Source organism: Candidatus Methylomirabilota bacterium, assembly GCA_035764725.1.
GTDB lineage: Bacteria > Methylomirabilota > Methylomirabilia > Rokubacteriales > CSP1-6 > DASRWT01.
In genome coordinates this window covers 1-17,856 of sequence record DASTYT010000056.1, presented here as the reverse complement: position 1 = coordinate 17,856, position 17,856 = coordinate 1, and the positions used below count along the sequence as shown (strand labels likewise).

Sequence of the window (17,856 nt, the reverse complement as noted above, 5' to 3'; positions counted from 1 at the left end):
GCGGCGCGTGGTGGCCGCTGCCGGGCTCGCCCTGCTGACGCTGCTCGCAGGGGGGTGCAGCTCCACCGTCCTCCGCGACTCCTGGCGCGACCCGCAGTTCGCGGGCCCGCCGCTGCGCAGCGTGCTGGTGATCGGCGTGGCCCGCAGCCAGAGCAACCGGCGCGTGTTCGAGGACGGCTTCACCCAGGCCCTGCGCAACCAGGGGGTCGCGGCCACCGCGAGCTATCTCCTGCTGCCCGAGGAAGGCGCCATCGGCAACGCGCGGATCAAGGGGGCGGTGGCCCAGTCGGGGGCGGATGCGGTGCTGATCACGCGCGTTCTCCGGGTGCAGCGAAACGTCCACGTCACACCCGGCTACGTCGTCCCCGGTTACTACGCGGCGGGATTCTACGGCTGGTACACAACGGCCTACACCACGGTGCCGCCGTCCATCGAACAGTACGAGGTGCTCACCATCGAGTCCACGCTGTGGAGCATGCAGCCGGAGCGCGTGGTGTGGTCGGGGACCAGCGAGTCTACCGATGTGAAGGACGTCACCACCCTCACCGGCGAGCTGGCTGCCGTGCTCATCGGCAGGATGAGGGAGGACAAGGTTCTGTGATGGCGGCGGCGGGTGCTAGGGTACTCATCGGGCGGGAGCCGAGCGTGGTGGCGGCACGTGACGTGATCATGACGACGGCGGGCGCCGGACGCGCACGCGGGGAGCCGACGATGACCGACTGCATGCAGGTCGTCCGTGGGGGCTGCGGTTGATGGGCCGGCGCGCCATGGCCGCGATATTGCTCGCCGTCTTCATCCTCGGAGGCTGCGCCAGCGCGCATGTCTTCACGGTGAAGCGCGTCGACCCCGAGGTGCCGTGTCTGCGCCCGCTACACGACGCCAATCTCCTGCTTGGCGTGGCGCTGTCCGGCGGCGGCAGCCGGGCGGCGATCTTCGGCTCGGCCGGACTCGAGGCGCTGGCCGGCTTGCGCACGGCCGATGGCGCGTCGGTGCTCCAGAAGATCTCGCATATCTCGAGCGTGTCCGGCGGCAGCATCGCAGCGAGCTACTTCGCCCTCAAGAAGCCGGGCAAGGAGGTGCCCGTCCTCAACCCCGACGGGACGATGACCGACGCCTACCGCGCCTTCTTCGAGCAGTACCGGGTTGACCTCAGCCAGGACTTCGAGAATGCCCTCATCTGGAATCAGCTCCTGTCTTTCAGATGGATCAACTCGGCTCTGGCCGCGCAGACCCTCGCCGAGCTCCTGCGCGACCGTCTCTACGGCAAGGCCACGTTCGCCGACATGAGCCAGCGGGAGCGGAACGGCGACATTCCCGGCCTCATCGTGAACAGCACGCTCTACAACAACGGCCGGCGCTTCGCCATGACGGTCGTGCCCCCGGACGACTTCGATTACGACTTCTTCGCCGATCTCCGCAAGTCGCTCGAGCGCCAGGGGCGAACGATGGAGCCGGCCCCCTACATCGAGAAGCGCTGGCAGCTCCTCAAGCCGATCACCCCGACCGAGATCCACATGGATCCGTGCGTCATCGGGCTGGCCGGTGCCGCCACCGCGTCCGCGTCCTTCCCGCCGCTGGTCGGCCCGATCACGTTGCAGGTGGGCGGCGAGAAGGTCTTCTGGCATGCCGGCGACGGCGGCCTCTACGAAAACCAGGGCATCGAGACCCTGCTTCTGCTCTACCTCAAGCAGCTCCAGGAGAAGCACGCCAAGCGCTCGCTCATCATCGCCTTCGACAGCTCATTTCCCTTCTCGGTGGACGAGCGGCGCCTGGGTCTGCGCTCGTTGCCCTTCTCGTTCTTCAGCTTCCCCATGTCGCGCATTCCCAGCATCATGGAGGAGCGAGCCAGCACCTATCAAGCGCTCTTCTTCCGCACGCTGCAGCTGGAGGGTGTCTTTCCGGATTCGAAGACCACCCACGTCATCTCGCTCCGCCACACGGACGCCAAGTGGGCGGCGGACGCCAGCGATGTCCCGGCGGCGTGCAAGGCGGAGCCGGAGCCCCTGAAGACGGCAGAGGAGGTGGTGGAGCGGATCGCGGAGATCCCGACCCGCCTCAACCTGCCGTCGGAGTGCGACAAGCAGTTGCTCGTCGAGGCCGCGCGACGGCTGGTCGCCGCCCACGCCGACGAGATCCTGCAGTTCATCAACCGGCCGTAGGAGCCCGAGGCGCCCCGGGTGCCCCGGACCGCGACCACGCTCCTACTGCTTGGTGAGGGTCACCCGCACGGGCAGGATGCCGTTGATGAGCCCGGTCATCTGATTGCCGTTCACCTTCATCCAGCCCGTCAGATCCGGCCCGGTCACCTTGATGTCGTTCCCCGTCATCACGCCGTTGATCACGGCCGGAGCGAACCGGTGCGGGCCCTGGACGTTCATGTTGCCCTTCACATTGCTCCCGTCCTGGGCGAGCACCAGCGTGACCAGGCCGTTGCCGGCGCTGGAGGGCTCGAACACATAGGTCCCCGACCAGGTCCCCGTGACATTGCTGGCGGGGGGCGCAGCGGACATGCTGGACGACCCGCTCGACGCGCAGGCGGCCGCGCCCAGCGTGACCCCCGCGAACAGCAGCATCCACCCAACGAGCTTGCGCATGGCTGTGTCCTCCTCGACGGCACGTTAGGCGTCGGGCTGGAAATCCAACATCGGACCTTGGTCCAATACTCGCGGGGCGCCTCGTCGCGCTCGACCCCCAGGACACGCAGGCTGCCACCCTTCTTCGTTCCCTCGAATAATCCGGAGGAAACTTCACTCCGTTCGAAGGCGGTTGTTAGAATGGCGTGACCATTCCTTCACCGCGCATGGCTGCCTGGCTCCGTCGAATCGCGCTCGGCCTCGTCATCCTGGGGATCGTCCCGGGGGCGAGCGCCGCCCCGCGCCCGGGCACCATCGAGCTTCGGGCCAAGAGCGGGTCCCTGGGCGTCGTGACGCCGGTCAGCCTCGACGAGGGCGGCAGCTACGTGCCGGCCGATCGGCTCGCGGCGGTGCTGAAGGGGACCTGGACGGCCAAGGGCGAGCGCGGCACGCTGGCCGTCGGCGCGCGCTCGGCCCAGTTCACGCGGAATCAGTCGCGCGCGGTGGTGGCGGGGACGCCCATCACCCTCGACGCCCCGGCCCGCATGGGGAGCAGCGGCTGGCTCCTTCCCGACGACTTCCTGGCCAAGGGCCTCGGCCGGCTCGCCCCGGGCGTGACCATGAAGGTGGTGGCCGCCCCGACCGCGTCCGCCCGGCCGGCGACCAAGCCGGTAGCGGCGCCCGCGCCCGCCGTCGCGTTCGGGGACCTGCGCCTGCGGTCCTATCCCAGCTTCACCCGTATCGTGCTGGAGACTTCCGCCCCGATCGGCTACGCGATCGTCGACCAGGGGGCCGAGCGTGGCGAGGTCCGCGTGCGGCTGCCCTCGCTCCGGGTCTCCGGGCCCCAGCTCCAGGAGATCGAGGACGGGCTCGTCAAGTCGACCCGGCTCGAGCCGGCCACCGGCGGCGCCGTGCTCCGCGTCGTCCTCGACTCGCCGGCGGGGCAGATCAAGGACTTCTCGCTGCGGGATCCCTACCGCATCGTGATCGATCTCTACCGGAGCAAGGAGGGCGCCGAGCAGGAGGGCGCCCAGGGCGGGGCCATGCAGCCGCTGCGGCTCGTGGTGCTCGACGCCGGCCACGGGGGCCACGACTCCGGCGCGGTGGGCCCCACCGGCGTGCAGGAGAAGGACGTCGTGCTCGATGTGACGCGGCGGGTGGCGCGCATGGTCGAGGACGGCGGCCTCGGCATCAAGGTGGTCCTCTCGCGCAGCACCGACGTGTTCGTGCCGCTGCGCGACCGGACCAACTTCGCCAACAAGCAGCGCGCCGACCTCTTCGTGTCCATCCACGCCAACGCGCACCCGCGCGCGGTGTCCGAGGGCGTCGAGACCTATTTCTTGTCGTCCGAGGCGAGCGACACCGAGGCCCGTCAGATTGCCGCGATCGAGAACGGGGCGGTGCAGCTCGAAACCGCCGCGTCCCGCCAGAAGAACGACGCGGTGAAGAGCATCCTCTGGGATCTCGCGCAGTCCGAGTTCCAGCAGGAATCCAGCTTCCTGGCCGAGACCGTGCTGGACTCGATGACGAAATCTCTTCGGCTGGTCAATCGTGGGGTCAAGCAGGCGGGCTTCTACGTTCTGGGCGGCGCCGCCATGCCGGCCATCCTGATCGAGATCGGCTTCCTCACCAACCCCAAGGAAGAGAAGAAGCTCTCGACCCCGGAGTATCGCGAAGCCGCCGCGAAAGCGATTTACGCGGGGCTCAGCGAGTACAAGCGGCGGTACGACCAGCGTCTGCGCACCGCCCTCTCGCGCCCCCCGTCCAAGTGACGGCCACCCCGACCACCACGTGACCACGGGCCCCCGCCACGACGGCCGCGCGCCCGATCAGCTCCGGCGCGTCGTGATCACGCGCGACTATCTCCGGCATCCGGAGGGCTCGGTGCTCGTCGAGTTCGGCGACACCAAGGTCATCTGCACCGCGTCGCTTGAGGACAAAGTGCCACCCTTCCTCAAGGGCCAGGGGAAGGGCTGGGTGACCGCGGAGTACGGCATGCTGCCGCGCTCCACCAACACCCGCATGGGCCGAGAGCGCGGCGGGCCCAGCGGCCGGTCCCAGGAGATCCAGCGGCTGGTCGGCCGCTCGCTCCGCTCGGTCGTGGACATGCCGAAGCTCGGCGAGCGCACGGTGTGGATGGACTGCGACGTGATCCAGGCCGATGGCGGCACCCGCACTGCGGCCATCACGGGCTCCTGGGTGGCGCTGTCCGACGCGCTCGACAAGCTGGTGCAGGCCGGGGTGCTGCCCGGCTCGCCGCTGCGTGACCACGTGGCCGCGATCAGCGTGGGCATGGTGGGCGCGCGCCCGCTGCTCGACCTCGACTACGTCGAGGACTCGAGCGCCGAGGTGGACATGAACGTGGTCATGACCGGCGGCGGCGCCTTCGTGGAGGTGCAGGGCACGGCCGAGCAGTCGCCGTTCGGCAAGGACCGCCTCGCCGAGCTGCTCGCGCTGGCCGAGCGGGGCATCGGCGCGCTCGTGGGCCTGCAGCGGCGCGCGGTGGCCGCGCGCGGGGAGAAGTCCTTCGCCCTCTGAGCGCGTGCTCGTCGTGGCGAGCGTTAATCCCGGCAAGGCGCGGGAGATGGCGAGCCTGCTGAGCGATCTTCCCCTCCAGGTGCGCCCGCTCGTGGACTTTCCCGGGGTGACGCTGCCCCCGGAAGGCGCCGAGTCGTACCGGGACAACGCCCTCGGCAAGGCGCGTGCCGCCGCCGCCGCGACCGGAATGCTCGCGATGGGGGACGATTCCGGCCTCGAGGTGGACGCCCTCGGCGGCGCCCCCGGCGTGATCTCCGCCCGCTACGGCGGCGAGGGGCTCGACGACGCGCAGCGCTGCGCCAAGCTCCTCGAAGCCCTCGCCGGCGTGCCCCCGCTCCGGCGCACCGCGCGCTTTCGCAGCGTGATCGCGCTGGTCGAGCCCGGCGGCCGCGAGGCGACGGCGGAAGGCGAGGCGGAGGGCATCATTCTCGACCAGCCGCAGGGGACCGGCGGCTTCGGCTATGACCCCCTCTTCTACTACCCGCCGCTCGACTCGACGTTCGCCCAGCTGCCGGATCGGGAGAAGAACGTGGTCAGCCATCGGGCGCGGGCGATCGCGAAGGCGCGCGCGGTGCTGCTCGAGTGGCTCCGCGCGCGGTAGCGGCGGCGCGTCCGCCTAGGCCCTAAGTCCCATAGGCGCGCCGTCGGCGGACTGCTCGAATGGTCCCGCCCCATGAATCAAGCCCCATGAATCAACCAGACGATCGACTCGGCCTCGACGAGCCCGCGGTACAATTGCCGCCGCCTATGGCGTCCGGGCCGAGGCCCCAGGATGTCGCGCGCGTCACGCTCGGCGTGGCCTGTCTCGTCGCCATGATCGCGGGCACGCTCTGGATCCTGCGGCCGTTCCTCGGCGCCATGATCTGGGCGGCGACCATCGTCGTCGCGACGTGGCCCATCATGATGCAACTGCAGACGCGGGTGGGCGGACGGCGCGCCGTCGCCGCCGCGACGATGTCGGTCGTGCTCCTGCTGGGGTTCATCGTGCCGCTGGGTACCGCCATCACCGTGCTCATCGTCAACAGCGACCGAATCATCGCCTGGGCCACGTCCGTCGCCTCCATGCACGTGCCGCCGCCGCCCGACTGGGTCACCGGGATCCCGGTCATCGGACCGACCATCGCTGAGCGGTGGCGTGAGGTGCTCTCGGCGCCCACCGATGTGACCGCCACGCTCTCGCCGTACACCAAGCTCCTCGCCGCCTGGCTTCTCGGCCTCGTCGGCGGCGTGGCGAGTCTCGCGATCGATCTGCTCCTCATCATGGCGATCTCTGCGTATCTCTACGCGCGCGGCGACGCGGCGGCGGAGTTCCTCCATCGCTTCGCGCAGCGACTCGCGGGGGCGCGCGGGCCGCGGGCGGTAACGCTCGCGGGCGGCGCCATCCGCGGCATCGCGATGGGCGTGATCGTGACGGCGGTCATCCAGGCGCTGCTCGCCGGCATCGGTCTCGCCGTCGTCGGCATCCCCTTTGCTGCGATCCTGACCGTGGTGGCGGTGTTCCTGGCCATCGCCCAGATCGGCGTGATGCCGGTGCTGGGCCCCGCGGTGGTGTGGCTCTACTGGTCCGGCTCGTTCGGCTGGGCGACCGGGCTGCTGGTCTGGACGATCTTCGTGGTGAGCTTCGACAACGTGATGCGCCCGATCCTGATCCGCCGCGGCGCTGATCTCCCGCTGCCGCTGATCTTCGCCGGTGTGCTAGGAGGGATGATCGGCTTCGGCGTGATCGGCATCTTCATCGGTCCGGTCCTGCTCGCCGTGACCTACACGCTCCTCTCCGACTGGATCGAGAGCGGAGAGGCCGAGGACACTACGCCCCCCCAGTAGGTGCTGGACCGCGCGCGCCTCCTTGACAGGGGCGCGCGGCTGGTGCTACTGACTCGATTCTCCGGCCTGCGCGGCATTCGCGCACGCCGGGGAGACCGGAACCTTTTTACCTGCCCACGCCAGGCGACGAGACTGCCCAGAAGCTCGAGGAGGGACACTCCGAGATGAACCCCGGCGCCCGGACCACCGAGATGATCAAGAAGCACGAGGCCGAGATCCTGCAGGACTGGCTGCAGCGCCAGCTCGGCGCGGTGACCGCCCGTCCGGACTTGATCAAGAAATCCGAGCTGGAGGACCAGTCGCGCGCGTTCCTCGACCTCTTTGCCGGCGCGCTGCAGCGCGGGGGCGGGGCCGACGTTGGGGGGCCGGCCTGGGAGGGCGTGCGGGATCTCCTCGGCTCCATCTCGCGCTCGCGCGCCAAGCAGGGCTTCTCGCCCTCCGAGACCGCAATGTTCGTCTTCTCGCTGAAGGAGCCGCTGTTCGCCCGCCTCCAGCGCGAGCTCAGCGGAGACGCGACGGCGCTCGCCACCGAGCTCTGGACCGTCACGCTGCTGCTCGACAAGCTCGGGCTCCTCACGATGGAGATGTACCAGAAAGGGCGCGATGACGTCATCCTCAGCCAGCAGCGGACCATGCTGGAGCTCTCGACCCCGGTGGTGGAGCTCTGGAAAGGTATCCTCGCCCTGCCGCTCATCGGCACCCTCGACAGCGAGCGCACCCAGCTCGTGATGGAATCGCTCCTCACGCGCATCGTCGAGACCGGGGCGAGCATCGCCATCATCGACATCACCGGCGTGCCGACGGTGGACACGCTGGTCGCCCAGCACCTGCTCAAGACGGTGGCGGCGGCGCGACTCATGGGAGCGGATTGCCTCATCAGCGGCATTCGTCCCCAGATCGCTCAGACCATCGTGCATCTCGGCGTCGAGCTCGGCGACGTGACGACCAAGGCCACCCTGGCCGGTGCGTTCGCCGTCGCGCTCCAGCGCGCCGGGCTCGCCGTCGGCCGCGCCACCCCGCGCCCGGCCTGAGCCTTCCCATGGATCGCATCCCGATCCTGAAGATGGGAGAGTATCTCCTCGTCACCGTGCAGGTGGACATGCACGATCGGCTGGCCACGACGCTCCAGGAGGACCTCGCCGACCGCATCGTCCAGCATCGCGCGCGGGCGGTGCTCATCGACATCTCCGCGCTCGAGGTCGTGGATTCCTTCATCGGTCGCATGCTGGGCAGCATCGCGTCCATCGCGCGCGTGCTCGACGCGCAGACGGTGGTGGTCGGCATGCAGCCCGCCGTCGCGATCACCCTCGTCGAGCTGGGGCTGTCCCTGCCGGGGGTCCGCACCGCGCTCAACGTGGAAAAGGGCATGGAGATCCTGCGCCGCTCGCTCGAGGCGAGCGGGAACGGCAACACGGCGGAGGCGGTGGAGGAGACCACGATTGCCGACGCTGAGTGACGAGAAGCTCGCGCTCGGCTCCTCCGCCGACATCGTGGTCCTCCGCCAGACGGTGCGGTCGGCGGCGGTCGAGATGCGCTTCAGCCTCGTGGACCAGACCAAGATCGTGACGGCGGCGAGCGAGCTGGCCCGGAACGCCCTCGTTTACGGCGGCGGCGGCACCTGCCGCATCGAATCCCTCCTGGAGACGGGGCGTCGCGGCCTCCGTCTCACCTTCGAGGACCAGGGGCCCGGCATCCCCGATATCGAGCGCGCGCTGAAGGATGGCTTCACCACCGGCAACGGTCTCGGCCTCGGGCTTGGCGGCGCGCGCCGCCTCTCGAGCGAGTTCGCGATCGAGTCCCGTCCCGGCGAGGGCACGAGGGTCACCATCGCGCGATGGACGAGCTGATCGAGACCGCGGTGATACGGGTGGTCGATCGAGCCCAGTCGGCGGAGGCGCGGCGCGCCGCCGCCGCGATGGCCCGCGATCTCGGCTTCGACGACACCGGCGCCGGCCGCGTCTCACTTGTGGCCACCGAGGCCGGCTCGAATCTCGTCAAGCACGGGGGCGGCGGGGAAATCCTGATGCAGGCGGTGCCGGGCAACGACCGGCGTGGCATCGAGCTGCTCGCCCTCGACAAGGGGCCGGGTATCGCCAATGTCGGCGAGAGCATGCGCGACGGCGTGTCGAGCTCCGGCACGCCGGGGACCGGCCTCGGCGCCATCGCCCGGATGGCCGACGTCCACGACATCTACTCGCATCCCGATCACGGCACCGCGGTGCTCGCGCGCTTCTGGAGCGACCCCGCCCGGACGGCGCCCGTCCGTCGGATCGCGGTAGGCGGGCTCAGCGTGGCGAGGGCGGGCGAGCGCGTGTGCGGCGACGACTGGACGCTGGTGCGCCGCGCCGATGGTCTCAGCATCATGGTGGCGGACGGCCTCGGCCATGGCCCGGCTGCCGCGGAGGCGGCGCGGGAGGCGACGCGCGTGTTCCGGGAGCGCGCGGCTGAAGGCCCGGCGGCGGCGCTGCAGATGATCCACGACGCGCTGCGAAGCACCCGGGGGGCGGCTGCCGCCATCGCCGACATCGACGACGAGCGCGGGGTAGTCACCTACGGTGGGGTGGGAAACATCGCGGGGTCGGTGCTCGCCGGCGGAACGCGGCGCAACATGATCTCGCACAACGGCACCCTGGGTCACCTCATGCGGACAGTCAACGAGTTCACCTATCCCTGGCCGGGCGATGCGCTGATGGTCCTGCATTCGGACGGTCTGGTCACCCACTGGACGCTCGACGCCTATCCCGGCCTGACGGGGCGGGACGCGAGCCTCGTCGCCGGCGTGCTCTACCGGGATTTTGCCCGCGGCCGTGACGACGTGACCGTGGTGGTGGCCAAGCCGGAGGTGGCATGAGCGCACGCGTGCTCACGGTGGCGCTCAAGTACGAGGACGATGTGGTGATCGCCCGGCAGCGCGCGCGCCAGCTCGCGCGGCTGCTGGGCTTCGACACCCAGGACCAGACGCGGATCGCCACCGCGGTGTCCGAGATCGCGCGCAACGCCTTCCGCTACGCGGGCGGCGGCACGGTCGAGTTCGCGGTGGAGGGCCGGACCGCGCCCCAGCTCTTCGAGACCCTCGTCTCCGACCGCGGGCGCGGCATCGCCGATCTCGCCAGTGTGCTCGAGGGGCGCTATCGGTCGACGACCGGCATGGGCCTCGGCATCATGGGCGCGAAGCGCCTCATGGACCAGTTCGAGATCGCTTCGGCGCCCGGCCGCGGCACGCAGGTGCTGCTGCGCAAGCTTTTGCCGCCCGGCGCGCCGCTCGCCGGGCCGACCGAGATCGCCGCGATGGGACGGGAGCTCGCCCGCGAAGCACCGCGCGGGCCCCTGGAGGAGATCCAGCGCCAGAACCAGGAGCTGCTGCAGGCCCTCGAGGAGCTGCGCGTCCGGAAGGAGCAGCTCGAGTATCTCAATCGCGAGCTCGAGGACACCAACCGCGGCGTGGTCGCACTCTACGCCGAGCTCGACGAGAAGGCCGATCACCTCCGCCGGGCCGACGAGCTGAAGTCGCGGTTCCTCTCCAACATGAGCCACGAGTTCCGGACGCCGCTCAACTCCATCACCGCGCTCTCGCACCTCCTGCTGGAGCGGATGGACGGTCCGCTCACCCCCGAGCAGGAGAAGCAGGTCGGCTTCATCCGTCAGGGCGCGCGGGATCTGACCGAGCTCGTCAACGATCTTCTCGACCTCGCCAAGGTGGAGGCGGGCAAGGTGACGGTGCGGCCCGTGGAGTTCGAGGTCGAGAGCCTGTTCGGCGCGCTCCGCGGCATGCTGCGGCCGCTCCTCGTGAACGAGTCGCTTCGCCTGGTCTTCGAGCCCGCCGCCGGCATCCCGCCGCTCCACACCGATGAGGGCAAGGTCTCCCAGATCTTGCGGAACTTCATCTCGAACGCGCTGAAGTACACCGAGAGCGGCGAGGTGCGGGTGAGCGCCACCCTCGCCGACGGCGGCGTCGCCGTGGCCTTCGCGGTCTCCGACACCGGCATCGGCATCGCGCCCGAGGATCAGGAGCGCATATTCGAGGAGTTCGCCCAGGTGGAGCATACCCTTCAGGCCCGTGTGAAGGGCACCGGGCTCGGCCTGCCGCTGGCGCGGAAGCTGACCCATCTCCTGGGCGGGCGCATCACCCTGGTGAGCGAACCCGGTATCGGCTCCACGTTCACCGCGACGATTCCCTGCGTCTTCGCCGCCGCGCCCGTCTCCATCGAAGCCGAGGCCGAGGCGGCGGCAGAGGCGGCGCCCTTGGGGCGTCCGGTGCTCGTGGTCGAGAACGACCCCCGCCTGCTTACCATCTACGCTCGCTACTTGCGGGAGTCCGAGTTCCGGATGGTCCCGGCGCGCAGCCTGCGCGATGCGCGTCGCGCCCTCGCCATGGAGGAGCCCGAGGCGATCATCCTCGACATTCTGCTCGACGGGGAGGAAGCCTGGAATTTCCTCGCCGAGCTGCGCAGCAAGCCGGCCACCCAGGCGATTCCCGTGGCGGTGGTGAGCAATGTCGACGACCGGCGCAAGGCGCTGGCGCTGGGCGCGGACGGCTACGCGCTGAAACCCGTGACTCGTGAGTGGTTCCTGGGGGAGCTGGAGCGACTGGCGGGCGGGCGGCGACTGCCCGAAGCCCTTATCATCGACGACGACGACGTGGCGCGGTACGTGCTGAAGCGCCTGCTCAGCCAGGTGCGATGCAGGGTGACGGAGATGCCCAACGGTGTCGACGGGCTGCGTGCGGCGCGCGACCGCCACCCCGACATCATCTTCCTCGACCTGGTGATGCCGGACGTGTCGGGGCTCGACCTCCTGATCCAGCTCAAGGACGACCCCGCGAGCGCGGACATCCCGGTCGTGGTGGTGACGTCCAAGGTGCTCGAGCCCGACGAGCGGGGCGAGCTGGAGCGCCGGGCCGTCGCGGTGCTGTCGAAGGACCAGACGTCGAGCGACGATGCGCTCGCCGTGCTCCAGGAGACCTGGATGAAGGCGGGGCTCCGGCCGTGAGCGCGCCCCGGCCGGGACTGATCCTCACCGTGGACGACGAACCGGCGAACCGGTACGCGGTCTCCCGGGTCCTCATGCAAGCGGGGTACGACGTCATCGAGGCGACCACCGCCGGGGACGCGCTGCGCCTCTGCCTCGAGCGCAAGCCCGACCTCATCGTGCTCGACGTGAAGCTGCCCGACATGAGCGGGTACGAGGTGTGCCGCCGGCTCAAGGGCAATCCCGACACCGCGACGATCCTCGTGCTCCAGGTGTCCGCCACGTTCGTCCACAGCCAGGACACAGTGCGCAGCCTCGACGCGGGGGCGGACAGCTACCTGACCCAGCCGGTAGAGCCGCCGGTGCTCGTGGCCACGGTCGGGGCGCTCTTGCGGTTACGGCGCGCCGAGGAGGCCCTGCGTGATTCCGAGGCGCGCTATCGCGTGCTGTTCGAGCGCAATCCGCTGCCGGCCTGGGTGGTGGACATGGACGCGTCCACTATCGTGGCGGTGAACGACGCCGCGGTCGAGCGCTATGCCTACTCGCGCGAGGCTTTCTTGGCCATGCGCATCGGCGATCTCCACGCGCCCGCCGACGTGCCCGCCGTGCTGACTCAGCTCGACGGTGTCCCGGGGCAGATCGGCGTCTGGCGGCACCGCACCCGCGACGGCACCGACATGGACGTGGAGCTGACCGCCACGCCCATCCGGTTCGGCAAGCATCGCGCATGCATCGTGATCGCGATCGACGTCACTGAGCGCCGCCGGCTCGAGCGCGCCCGGGCGGAGCTGCTGGGACGGGAGCGCGCGGCCCGTGCCCAGGCCGAGGAGGCGAACCTCGCCAAGGACGACTTCCTCGCCACGCTCTCCCACGAGCTCCGCACGCCGCTCAACGCGATGCTGGGCTGGGTGCGAGTGCTGCAGTCGGGCAAGAGCGACGAGGGGACGACCGCGCGCGGCCTCGACGCCATCGAGCGGAACTGCCGGATCCAGGCCCAGCTGATCGAGGACCTCCTCGACGTGTCGCGGATCATCGCGGGCAAGCTCACGCTGGAGCGGAATGTCCTCGACCTCGCCGACGTCACCCAGGCCGCGGTGGAGGGATTGCGCGTCTCCGCGCATGCCAAGGGTCTCGACGTCGTCGTGCGTGCCGAGCGCGCCCCCGTCCACGTGGAGGGCGACTTCGCGCGGCTGCAGCAGGTCGCGGCCAACCTGATCTCGAACGCGATCAAGTTCACCGGCGAGGGCGGGCGCATCACCGTGAATGTGGAGGCGCGGGGCGCCCACGCGGCGCTCGTGGTCACCGACACCGGTCAGGGCATCCGCCCGGAGTTCCTCCCGCACGTGTTTGAGAAGTTTCGCCAGGCGGATAGCTCGACGGCCCGCGCGCACACGGGGCTCGGCCTCGGCCTGGCCATCGTCCGGCATCTCGTCGAGCTGCACGGCGGCCGCGTGGACGCGGCGAGCCGCGGAGAGGGGCAGGGCTCGACCTTCACGGTGACACTCCCGCTGGCCACGGCGGCCCGGCCGGCGGAGTTCCCGGCGGCGATCAGCCGCGAGGGGCAGGTGAGCCTCGACGGCGTACACGTGCTCGTGGTGGACGACGACGTCGACTCGCTCGCGCTCGCCTCGGTGGCGCTGGGACATTGCGGTGCGCGCGTGACTGCGGCGCGGTCCGGTTCGGAGGCCCTCGAGGCCGTGAAGGCGGACGCGCCCGACGTGCTCGTGTCCGACCTCGGCATGCCCGGCATGGACGGGATACAGCTCATCCGCGAGCTGCGCGAGGCGACGGGCACGGTGATGCCGGCGGTGGCGGTCACCGCCTACGCGCACAGCGCCGACGTGGCGCGCACCCTCGCCGCCGGCTATCGCATGCACCTCTCGAAGCCGCTCGATCCCATGCGGCTCGCGGAGGCGGTGGCGAGCCTGGCCGGCCGCACCTGAGGCCAGAGCACCGGGCCCCCCGCGCCCGCCGTGGTAAGATCCCTTCAACATTCGGGGTGTAGCGCAGCCTGGTAGCGCACCTGCTTTGGGAGCAGGGAGTCGGAGGTTCAAATCCTCTCACCCCGACCACCTTTACGCCGCGTCCAGGGCCGCCGTTGTGCGGGTTCTGTGCGGGATGTTACCGCGGGGCTCCCAACCCGGGGGCTCCTTTGACCTGCGCTCGATGCAGACCCGAAACTTGTAACAGACCATGGATAACCCGGAAAGCCGTGAAATCAGGCGCCGGGAGCGTGCAACTTGCTTCCTCGGGTCCGACGGAGACTGGCACGTTTAGGATTGGGGCGCGGCGGACCGAATGGAAGAGAAATCAGGCGGCCGATGAGGTTGAGGCCGCGAAGCGGATTGCCAACCTCTCGGGCCGTGCATGGGCCACGTTCGACAAGGTAGACGGATCAGACGTCGATGTTGTAGCGAGATCGGCGGACCGAGGACGCAAAGAGCGGTATCGGGTGACGGTGCTCTACGACGGACCGTGCTGGGCTTCGCTGAACGCAATGGGCGCGGCGGAGATAGAGTTGACCCCGGATGATGCTGTTCACCTGATTCGGTATGCGGTTGAAAGGAAGAGAAATCGATATCCGGCCACGCAGAGGCCGGAGTTCATTCTGCTAGTTGATCTCGTTCCGGGCGGTATGGCGACAGGCTTCGCCCTCCACGCGCGGCAGGTTCTGCGCGATCTCTTGGCGGAGGCAGCGTTCAAAGAAATCTGGCTGGTGGGTGCGACTTCGGACCACCTCTTCCAGCTATGGCCCTAAGGCTGCCGCCGAAAAGGTAGAGCAAGGCGCGTCCGCCCCCCCAAAGGCCCGTAGCCCTCGAAAGAGGCCGGCCCAGCATGTAGCCAGGACCGTATGCTTGTCCTGCCTCCTGTCCGGGCTATGTACGGAGCGTAGGGAAGGCCCCCTAGGGCCCCTCCGGCTGAACCGATACCCTGCCGGTACTTGCCTCCTTCTAACAAAGCCCCGGATCCTTGCTACTGCTTACTCCCTCGGTTTTGGTATCTAGGCGACTGGGATAACTCCACGTCTTTCTACCGGGCTATCGCCTGTGAATCCCGCCGGGGTCACCACTTCCCTAGCGACGGGATTTCTGGTGGGTCGACGGTCGCGCGTCGTGAGTACCCTTTGGCACCGTCGGCAGGGACGGGCCGTTATACGGAGCGCTCGAAGTCGGGATCGAGCCCATCTATCAGCAGTACTTCGGTCGAGCGTCCGGGTACTGGGCGGGGCTCGGCCTGGCCGCGGGCTATCAATTTCCTCTCGCTCGGCCGTTTCGTCCCCTACGTCGAGGTCGGCGCGGCGGCGGGCGGCACGAGTTTGCGTGTAGTCGAGATCGACTCGAGCTTCGCTTTCCGTCTCTATGGCGGTGTCGGCGCCTCACTCTCCGTCACAGACCGGACCGCGATCTACGCCGGGTACCGCATCGTGCACGTCTCGAACGGCAACACGTCACAGCCGAACCGCGGCTTCGAGGCCAATACGGGCGTGCTTGTTGTCTCCTTCTACTTCCCATGAGCAAAAAGGGGCGGGCACGGAGCCTCACGGCGACAAGATAGGAGCGAGAGCGGTTCCCGGCGCACCCCATGATTGCAAAAACGGGGGTCCGCGAGGTTCTCTCGAATCTGATCCGACACCGGGATTTTCCTTCGTAGGACTGCCCAAATAGTGTGCAGCCCGGGCACAGGGCACTGACGATCTCAACACGTTGATTTATCTAACAATACCTCGAGAACTTGACTGATTGGCACTCGTCGTCTACAAGTGCTAACGAGCGGCAGGGGAGACCCGCCCGAAGGCAACATCAGTCAAGGAGGAAGGGAGGGCCTGATGAAGTCGCGGAAGGCCAGCAAGGGGCCGGCGAGTCGAGCAGCAAGGAGGTTGAGACAATGCCGATCGAGCGTTGGCGTCCATTTGGAACACTAATAGATCTCGATCTTTTCCGCGACATTCAGAACAAGATGAGTGGGTGCTCGAAGTTTGCCTCCGAAGATCGCGCTGACGAGACGAAAGGAGGAAGGAGCTGCAGTGACGTGGCGAGTGACGCGCGCAAACGTAGGTCCGGGCAATTGGTGGGGCTGCTCCCGTGGGACTGCCCGTATTGCTACGAGATGCTCCATGAGCTCTCTCGAAGGCTGGGGTGTCGCCGGTGCCGCTCTACCGTCGGGCACGGATCACGTAAGCCGAGCGCAGATCACGTAAACCGAGCGGAGAAGCGAGTGGAGGAGAGCCCGCGATGATCGTCCGACAACTTAGACCTTGGAGCGTCGCCTGGAACACCCCAACGAACAGCTTCGGCCAGATGCGGCGGGATATGGAAAGCCTGCTCGAGCGGCTCACGGGCGCGGCCGGCGAGGGATCGACGTCCGGGGTCTTCCCGCCGATGAACGTCTCGGAAGACCGGGACCACTACTATGTCCGCGCGTTGATCCCCGGGGTCGACGCGGCCAAACTCGACGTCTCGGTGGTCCATCAGACGATTGCTGTCTCGGGCACGCGACAGTCTCCCGAGGAGCAAGGGGTCAGCTACCACCGGAAGGAGCGAGCCGAAGGCGCGTTCAGCCGGAGCGTGACCCTTCCGGAATCGTTCGACGGCGCACGCGTCGACGCCAAGTACGTCGACGGTGTCCTCACCTTGACGCTTCCCAAGCACGAAGCCGCCAAGCCGAGGCGCGTGACGGTTCAGACTTCGTAGCGAAACAACGAGCCAACGCAGGGAGGGCAACCATGGCGACGGAACAGACTCAGGGATTGCAGGCGCAGGGCCCGCGCGACATCGTGACTACCACCGAGGGCACTCGGCCAGGGGTGCTGCTCACTCCTCCGGTGGACATCTTCGAGGCTTCAGAAGCCCTCACCGTGCTCGCCGACATGCCGGGCGTCAAGCCTGGGCATCTGACGATTGATCTCCACGAGGGTGTGCTGACGATCACCGGTCACACGGAGCCGCAGCAGGGGTCGAACGAGGTCGCGGTTGTTCACGAGTACCCTGCGGGAACGTTCCAGCGCAGCTTCACGCTGTCTGAGGCGATCGACCAGGCCCAGATCCAGGCGACGCTCATACACGGAGTTCTGCGGCTGCGCCTGCCCAAGGCGGAGCAAGCCAAACCGCGACAGATCAAGATCCAGACTGCCTGACTACCACCGAGGAGAGTCGCGGAACCGCTACCGCCGAGGTGACGATGGCTCAGCACAACTACTATCTGATCCTGGGGGTGTCCCAGTCCGAGAGCCCTTCGGGCATACGGGCGCGGTATCGCGATCTCGCGCGGATTCTTCACCCGGATGTGGCGGGCGAGCAGAGTACTGTCGCCTTCCAGAAGGTGGCCGAGGCGTACGCCGTCCTCGCCGACCCGCAGGCACGGCGCCGCCACGATGCGGAACTGGCGGCGTGGCAAGAGCGTGCGCCCGCGCGATTTGCTGACCAACCGAGCGCACCATGGAGCCGGTTGCTGGACGAACCATTGGCGGTCCGGCCGTCCTTCGACGCCCTGCTTGAGCGCGTGTTCCGGAACTTCACCGGCATCGGACTTCCAAAGACCGAGGGGCCCGAGGGACTCACCGTCGAGGTCATCCTGACGCCGGAGGAGGCGTCTCGCGGGGCCGAGGTGCCGATCGCGGTGCCGGGTGTCGAGTCGTGCTTCGAGTGCGGCGGAAGCGGCCGCATGTGGCTCTTTCCGTGCGTGTGCTGTCGCGGGCAGGGTCGAATCGTCACCGAGAGGATCGTGCGGATTCCGGTTCCGCCCCTGGTGCGCCCGGAATCGATCATCGAGATGCCCCTTCACGCGCTCGGCATCCATGACCTCTATTTGCGTCTGTACGTGCGGATCGAGTAGAGGTCGACGAGTTGGTCGGTTCCGCGGCCTTTCGTTTACCAGACTTCACCCAGGAATGGCGTTGTCTCGGACACTGTGGGTGCGGCGCACGTGCCGGGCCGCGTGCAGAAGGAAGTCGACA

General features: G+C 68.6%; 18 protein-coding genes and 1 tRNA gene. 18 read left to right on the top strand and 1 reads right to left on the bottom strand.

All coding sequences use genetic code 11. The features are described 5' to 3' along the window. The first annotated feature begins 10 nt into the window (after positions 1–10). Positions 11–601 (top strand): hypothetical protein, encoded by a 591-nt coding sequence (locus VFX14_10305; protein HEU5190069.1) that lies wholly within the window; start codon positions 11–13, stop codon positions 599–601. 166 nt (positions 602–767) lie between these two features. Further along, positions 768–2,159, top strand: coding sequence for a patatin-like phospholipase family protein (locus VFX14_10300; protein ID HEU5190068.1), 1,392 nt, complete (start codon positions 768–770; stop codon positions 2,157–2,159). 42 nt (positions 2,160–2,201) lie between these two features. On the opposite strand, the gene VFX14_10295 is transcribed toward VFX14_10300, so the two are convergent. Beyond that, positions 2,202–2,594: a hypothetical protein gene (locus VFX14_10295; protein HEU5190067.1), complete on the bottom strand. Its 393-nt coding sequence runs from the start codon at positions 2,592–2,594 to the stop codon at positions 2,202–2,204. Positions 2,595–2,779: 185 nt separating this feature from the next. Between VFX14_10295 and VFX14_10290 the strand changes: the two genes are divergently transcribed. The 16 genes from VFX14_10290 (at position 2,780) to VFX14_10215 (ending at position 17,735) form a co-directional block, all read left to right on the top strand. Continuing rightward, entirely contained in the window at positions 2,780–4,345 is a 1,566-nt protein-coding gene (locus tag VFX14_10290) for an N-acetylmuramoyl-L-alanine amidase (protein ID HEU5190066.1), read from the top strand. Positions 4,346–4,364: 19 nt separating this feature from the next. Continuing rightward, entirely contained in the window at positions 4,365–5,111 is a 747-nt protein-coding gene (rph, locus tag VFX14_10285) for a ribonuclease PH (protein HEU5190065.1), read from the top strand. 13 nt (positions 5,112–5,124) lie between these two features. Continuing rightward, on the top strand, positions 5,125–5,712 hold the full coding sequence (locus tag VFX14_10280) for a non-canonical purine NTP pyrophosphatase (protein ID HEU5190064.1): 588 nt from the start codon (positions 5,125–5,127) through the stop codon (positions 5,710–5,712). 146 nt (positions 5,713–5,858) lie between these two features. Continuing rightward, positions 5,859–6,935, top strand: a complete 1,077-nt coding sequence (ydiK, locus tag VFX14_10275; protein HEU5190063.1) for an AI-2E family transporter YdiK — start codon at positions 5,859–5,861, stop codon at positions 6,933–6,935. A 164-nt stretch (positions 6,936–7,099) separates the two neighbouring features. After that, positions 7,100–7,966 carry an STAS domain-containing protein gene (locus VFX14_10270; protein HEU5190062.1) on the top strand — a complete coding sequence of 289 codons (867 nt, stop codon included), beginning with the start codon at positions 7,100–7,102 and terminating at the stop codon, positions 7,964–7,966. 8 nt (positions 7,967–7,974) lie between these two features. After that, on the top strand, positions 7,975–8,391 hold the full coding sequence (locus VFX14_10265) for an STAS domain-containing protein (protein HEU5190061.1): 417 nt from the start codon (positions 7,975–7,977) through the stop codon (positions 8,389–8,391). Further along, positions 8,375–8,782 (top strand): anti-sigma regulatory factor, encoded by a 408-nt coding sequence (locus VFX14_10260; protein HEU5190060.1) that lies wholly within the window; start codon positions 8,375–8,377, stop codon positions 8,780–8,782. The genes VFX14_10265 and VFX14_10260 overlap by 17 nt, the downstream gene beginning before the upstream one ends. Continuing rightward, positions 8,770–9,786, top strand: coding sequence for an ATP-binding protein (locus tag VFX14_10255; protein HEU5190059.1), 1,017 nt, complete (start codon positions 8,770–8,772; stop codon positions 9,784–9,786). The genes VFX14_10260 and VFX14_10255 overlap by 13 nt, the downstream gene beginning before the upstream one ends. Beyond that, positions 9,783–11,924 carry an ATP-binding protein gene (locus VFX14_10250; protein ID HEU5190058.1) on the top strand — a complete coding sequence of 714 codons (2,142 nt, stop codon included), beginning with the start codon at positions 9,783–9,785 and terminating at the stop codon, positions 11,922–11,924. Before VFX14_10255 ends, VFX14_10250 begins: the two co-directional genes overlap by 4 nt. Continuing rightward, positions 11,921–13,846 carry a response regulator gene (locus VFX14_10245; GenBank protein ID HEU5190057.1) on the top strand — a complete coding sequence of 642 codons (1,926 nt, stop codon included), beginning with the start codon at positions 11,921–11,923 and terminating at the stop codon, positions 13,844–13,846. The genes VFX14_10250 and VFX14_10245 overlap by 4 nt, the downstream gene beginning before the upstream one ends. A 52-nt stretch (positions 13,847–13,898) precedes the next feature. Continuing rightward, a tRNA-Pro gene (locus VFX14_10240) sits at positions 13,899–13,975 on the top strand. 380 nt (positions 13,976–14,355) lie between these two features. Continuing rightward, the gene (locus tag VFX14_10235; protein ID HEU5190056.1) at positions 14,356–14,661 is read left to right on the top strand and encodes a hypothetical protein; all 306 of its coding nucleotides are present in this window, start codon (positions 14,356–14,358) and stop codon (positions 14,659–14,661) included. 366 nt (positions 14,662–15,027) lie between these two features. Further along, the gene (locus VFX14_10230) at positions 15,028–15,417 is read left to right on the top strand and encodes an acyloxyacyl hydrolase (protein HEU5190055.1); all 390 of its coding nucleotides are present in this window, start codon (positions 15,028–15,030) and stop codon (positions 15,415–15,417) included. A 718-nt stretch (positions 15,418–16,135) separates the two neighbouring features. Further along, positions 16,136–16,594 carry an Hsp20/alpha crystallin family protein gene (locus VFX14_10225; GenBank protein ID HEU5190054.1) on the top strand — a complete coding sequence of 153 codons (459 nt, stop codon included), beginning with the start codon at positions 16,136–16,138 and terminating at the stop codon, positions 16,592–16,594. A 32-nt stretch (positions 16,595–16,626) separates the two neighbouring features. After that, positions 16,627–17,037: an Hsp20/alpha crystallin family protein gene (locus VFX14_10220; protein ID HEU5190053.1), complete on the top strand. Its 411-nt coding sequence runs from the start codon at positions 16,627–16,629 to the stop codon at positions 17,035–17,037. A 44-nt stretch (positions 17,038–17,081) separates the two neighbouring features. Continuing rightward, entirely contained in the window at positions 17,082–17,735 is a 654-nt protein-coding gene (locus VFX14_10215) for a DnaJ domain-containing protein (GenBank protein HEU5190052.1), read from the top strand. Positions 17,736–17,856: the final 121 nt, after the last annotated feature.